The organism is Streptomyces cinereospinus (assembly GCF_042430725.1).
Lineage (GTDB): Bacteria > Actinomycetota > Actinomycetes > Streptomycetales > Streptomycetaceae > Streptomyces > Streptomyces cinereospinus.
Map to the genome: position 1 here is coordinate 1 of NZ_JBHMCY010000140.1, position 5041 is coordinate 5041.

Sequence of the window (5041 nt, forward strand, 5' to 3'; positions counted from 1 at the left end):
CGCTGGATCGAGACCGAGTTCGTCAACGACATCGAGCCCTTCACCGCCCCCGCCGCCGACACCGAGGCGGACGAGGAAGCAGGCCGCGAGACCGTCGTCGTGGAGGTCGGCGGCAAGCGGCTGGAGGTCTCCCTGCCGTCCTCCCTGGGCATGTCCCTGGCCCGCACCGGCCTCGCCGCCGGCGCCAGGCCCAAGCGCCGCGCCGCGAAGAAGTCCGGCCCGGCCGCCTCCGGCGACACCCTCGCCTCGCCGATGCAGGGCACCATCGTCAAGATCGCCGTCGAGGAGGGCCAGGCGGTCAAGGAAGGCGACCTGATCGTCGTCCTGGAGGCGATGAAGATGGAACAGCCCCTCAACGCCCACAGGTCCGGCACCGTCAAGGGCCTGAGCGCGGAGGTCGGCGCGTCCGTCACCTCGGGCGCGGTGATCTGCGAGATCAAGGACTGAGCGGTCGCACGACATCACGAGCGCCCGGCGGACCGGCTTTCGAGCCCCGCCGGGCGCTCCGTCGTGCGCGCGGGCGCCCGGACGTACGGCAGCCGAGGGCCCGGCGCCCCTGACGCCTCCCACGCCCGGGCGGCAGCCGCCTCACGGCCCGCCTCGGAGCGGCCCGCCCGGGTCCGGGGGCGGCGGCCGGTCAGCGGCGCCGCAGATCGGCCACCCTGGCCCGCTCGCCGCCCGGGGACTGCTCACCGAGGACGGCCGCCGTACGCAGGGCCGACTGGGCGCCCGGGACCTGGCCGCGGCGCGGGCCCGGCAGCGGCACGTCCCGGCGCTGCTGGCGCGCGGGGGTGCCGTCACCGCCCGCGTTCTGGGCGTTTCCCGGGGCTCCCGTCCCGGCCACCGCGATCTGGACGCCCTGGTCGGCCAGCGCCTGCAACTCGGTGGCGGCCCGGTCCTCATGGGCCGGCGGTTCGTCCGTCACGAGACGGGTGATCACGTCGGTGGGGACGGTCTGGAACATCGTGTCCGTGCCGAGCTTGGTGTGGTCCGCGAGGACCACGACCTCCGCGGCGGCCTGGACGAGCGCCCGGTCGACGGATGCCGAGAGCATGTTGGACGTGGACAGGCCGCGTTCGGCGGTCAGGCCGCTTCCGGAGAGGAAGGCCCGGGACACCCGCAGCCCCTGGAGGGACTGCTCGGCGCCCGACCCCACGAGGGCGTAGTTGGAACCGCGGAGGGTGCCGCCGGTCATCACGACCTCCACCCGGTTGGCGTGCGCGAGCGCCTGCGCCACCAGCAGGGAATTGGTGACGACGGTCAGGCCGGGGACCCGGGCCAGCCGGCGGGCCAGCTCCTGGGTGGTGGTGCCGGCCCCGACGACGATGGCCTCGCCCTCCTCCACGAAGTTCGCGGCGAGGTCGGCGATGGCGGTCTTCTCGGCGGTCGCTAGGTGCGACTTCTGCGGGAAGCCCGATTCCCGCGTGAAACCGCCCGGCAGTACCGCACCGCCGTGCCGGCGGTCGAGGAGTCCTTCTGCCTCCAGTGCGCGCACGTCCCGCCGTACGGTCACTTCGGAGGTCTGGACGACGCGGGCGAGCTCACGGAGCGACACGGCCCCGTTCGCTCGCACCATTTCGAGAATCAACTGGCGACGTTCTGCAGCGAACACGAAACTGACAGTAACCCCAGCGACCGTCTGCTTTCAGCAGTTTGCGCCGAATAGCAGAAGTTGTTCGTACCCGGCAGCGGGAAGTGGTATAGCGGTCGACTTCCGCCGCCCGCGCCGAACAGATGGTCGGCGACTCCCCGTGACCAGCGGGGAGTCGCTTCCGGCCGCCGGGCCGGTCAGGCCTCGGCGGTCCCCTTCCGGGTGTGCAGCTGCCGCGCCACCTCCGCGATCGACCCCGAAAGGGAGGGGTACACGGTGAACGCGTTCGCGATCTGTTCGACCGTCAGATTGTTGTCGACGGCGATCGAGATCGGATGGATGAGCTCCGACGCGCGCGGCGCCACGACCACGCCGCCCACCACGATCCCGGTACCCGGACGGCAGAAGATCTTGACGAAGCCGTCCCGGATGCCCTGCATCTTCGCGCGCGGGTTGCGCAGCAGCGGCAGCTTCACCACCCGGGCGTCGATGACCCCGCCGTCGACGTCGGCCTGGGTGTAGCCGACGGTGGCGATCTCGGGGTCGGTGAAGACGTTGGAGGAGACGGTCTTGAGGTTCAGCGGGGCCACCGCGTCGCCGAGGAAGTGGTACATGGCGATGCGCCCCTGCATGGCGGCGACGGACGCCAGGGCGAAGACGCCCGTGACGTCACCGGCGGCGTACACGCCCGGAGCCGTCGTCCGCGAGACCTTGTCGGTCCAGACGTGCCCGGAGTCCTTGAGCCGGACCCCGGCCTCCTCCAGGCCCATGCCCTCGGTGTTGGGGACGGCGCCGACGGCCATCAGGCAGTGCGACCCGGCGATGACCCGCCCGTCGGCGAGGGTGACCTCGACCCGGTCCCCGACCCGTTTGGCGGAGGCGGCCCGCGAGCGCGCCATGACGTTCATGCCCCGGCGCCGGAAGACGTCCTCCAGCACGGCGGCCGCGTCCGGGTCCTCGCCCGGCAGCACCCGGTCCCGGGACGACACCAGCGTCACCTTCGACCCGAGCGCCTGGTAGGCACCGGCGAACTCGGCGCCGGTCACACCCGACCCGACCACGATCAGCTCCTCGGGGAGCTCGTCGAGGTCGTACACCTGGGTCCAGTTCAGGATCCGCTCGCCGTCGGGCCTGGCGTCGGGCAGCTCACGGGGGTGGCCACCGGTGGCGATGAGCACGGCGTCGGCCGTGAGCGTCTCCTCACTGCCGTCCGCGGCCCGTACGACGACCTTCCGCGACCCGTCGAGCGCCTGCATGCCCGCCAGCCGCCCGCGGCCGCGCATCACCCGGGCCCCGGCCCGGGTCACCGCGGCGCTGATGTCGTGCGACTGGGCGAGCGCCAGCCGCTTCACCCGGCGGTTGACCTTCCCCAGGTCCACGCCGATGATCCGGGCGGACATCTCCTCCGGCGGGGTGTCGTCCGCGACGATGATGCCGAGCTCCTCGTACGAGGAGTCGAAGGTGGTCATCACCTCGGCCGTGGCGATCAGGGTCTTCGACGGGACGCAGTCGGTCAGCACCGACGCCCCGCCCAGACCGTCGCAGTCGACGACGGTCACCTCCGCACCGAGTTGGGCGGCGACGAGCGCCGCTTCGTATCCGCCGGGTCCGCCACCGATGATCACGATCCGAGTCACGTACTCCATTGTCCCGCACCCCTCAACGTGCGATTCCCCCGGGGGCCCACCCGAGCTACCACAGGTGCCCCTGACACGGAAGTGACACGCGAGCCGTCTGCCGTACTCTCGACCCATGTCGCTCTACGCCGCCTACGCCGGCAACCTCGACGCGCGGCTGATGTCCCGCCGCGCCCCGCACTCGCCGATGCGCGCCACGGGGTGGATGAACGGCTGGCGGCTGACCTTCGGCGGCGAGCAGATGGGCTGGGAGGGCGCGCTCGCGACGATCGTCGAGGACCCGGTCTGCGCCGTGTTCGTCGCGCTGTACGACATCGCGCCGATGGACGAGGAGTCACTCGACCGGTGGGTCGGCGTCGGCCTCGGCGTCTACCGCCGCATGCGGGTCCGCGTCCACACGCTCGACGGCGAGGAGGGCGCATGGGCGTACGTCCTCAACGGCTACGAGGGCGGCCTGCCCTCGGCCCGCTACCTGGGCGAGATCGCCGACGCGGCCGAGTCGGCCGGGGCGCCCCACGACTATGTGATGGAGCTGCGCAAGCGCCCCTGCTGAGGGCCGCCGCCATTCTCGTCGGAAACGACAAGACAACGATCGCCAACCCATCACCCTCGCCATCTACGCGCGTAGGCCCGGACCGGCTACCCTCATCCGCGTGAACGCATCTCTTCTTCCGGACGACATCCAGGGCGACCCCTACGCCGCCGCCGACGCCGCCGCGGCCCGCCTGCGCGAACTCACCGGCGCCGAGACCCACGACGTCGCCCTCGTGATGGGCTCCGGCTGGGCACCGGCCGTGGACGCGCTGGGCGCTCCCGAGGCGGAGTTCCAGGTCACCGACCTGCCCGGCTTCCCGCCGCCCGCGGTCGCCGGACACGGCGGCACAATCCGCTCGTACCGCATCGGCGACAAGCGTGCCCTGGTCTTCCTCGGCCGTACCCACTACTACGAGGGCCGTGGCGTCGCCGCCGTGGCGCACGGCGTGCGCACCGCCGTCGCCGCCGGCGTCAAGACCGTCGTCCTGACCAACGGCTGCGGCGGCCTGCGCGAGGGCATGCGCCCCGGCCAGCCGGTGCTGATCAGCGACCACATCAACCTCACCGCGACCTCCCCCATCGTCGGCGCCCACTTCGTCGACCTCACCGACCTCTACTCCCCCCGCCTGCGCGCCCTGTGCAAGGAGGTCGACCCCACCCTGGAGGAGGGCGTCTACGCCCAGTTCCCCGGCCCGCACTACGAGACGCCGGCCGAGATCCGCATGGCCCGCGTGATCGGCGCGGACCTGGTGGGCATGTCCACCGTCCTGGAGGCCATCGCGGCACGCGAGGCGGGCGCGGAGGTCCTCGGCATCTCCCTCGTCACCAACCTCGCCGCCGGCATGACCGGCGAGCCCCTGAACCACGAGGAGGTCCTCCGGGCGGGCCGCGACTCGGCCAGCCGCATGGGCTCCCTCCTGGCCCAGATCCTGGACCGCCTGTAGCCCGACCCGCCAGATTGTCCCAGCCACCCGCACCCACCCGCGGAAAGGGCCCGCCCCGGGAGACCGCACCAGCCCGTGGCGGGAGGGGACCACCCCCATGAGGCGGCACCCGCCCACGGCGCAAAAGGACCACCCCCATGAGGCGGCACCCGCCCACGGCGCAAAAGGACCACCCCCATGAGGCGGCACCCGCCCACGGCGGAAAGGGACCGCCCCCCCGTAAGGCGCTGCCCGCGCACGGCGGAAAGGGACGGACCCCCCGGACGGACCCCCCGTGAGACGCTGCCCGCACCCGCCCACGGCGGGAAGGGGACGTGCCGGGGGGTGTCCGCCCG

General features: G+C 72.7%; 5 protein-coding genes. 3 read left to right on the top strand and 2 right to left on the bottom strand.

The window, feature by feature from the left end:
• Positions 1-447, top strand: a 447-nt coding sequence (locus tag ACFF45_RS34955) for an acyl-CoA carboxylase biotin carboxyl carrier protein subunit (RefSeq protein ID WP_381351046.1), incomplete at its 5' end; no start/stop codon positions are given.
• A 190-nt stretch (positions 448-637) separates the two neighbouring features.
• Here the strand turns inward: ACFF45_RS34955 and ACFF45_RS34960 are convergent.
• Positions 638-1612: a DeoR/GlpR family DNA-binding transcription regulator gene (locus ACFF45_RS34960; protein ID WP_381351047.1), complete on the bottom strand. Its 975-nt coding sequence runs from the start codon at positions 1610-1612 to the stop codon at positions 638-640.
• A 176-nt stretch (positions 1613-1788) separates the two neighbouring features.
• A complete protein-coding gene (locus tag ACFF45_RS34965; RefSeq protein WP_381351048.1) occupies positions 1789-3237 on the bottom strand; it encodes an NAD(P)H-quinone dehydrogenase in 1449 nt (482 codons plus the stop codon).
• A gap of 106 nt (positions 3238-3343) precedes the next feature.
• Between ACFF45_RS34965 and ACFF45_RS34970 the strand changes: the two genes are divergently transcribed.
• Both ACFF45_RS34970 and ACFF45_RS34975 read left to right on the top strand, forming a co-directional pair.
• Complete coding sequence (locus tag ACFF45_RS34970) at positions 3344-3781, top strand: gamma-glutamylcyclotransferase family protein (protein ID WP_381351049.1); 438 nt, start codon at positions 3344-3346, stop codon at positions 3779-3781.
• A 100-nt stretch (positions 3782-3881) separates the two neighbouring features.
• Positions 3882-4706, top strand: a complete 825-nt coding sequence (locus tag ACFF45_RS34975) for a purine-nucleoside phosphorylase (protein WP_381351051.1) — start codon at positions 3882-3884, stop codon at positions 4704-4706.
• Positions 4707-5041 lie beyond the last annotated feature (335 nt).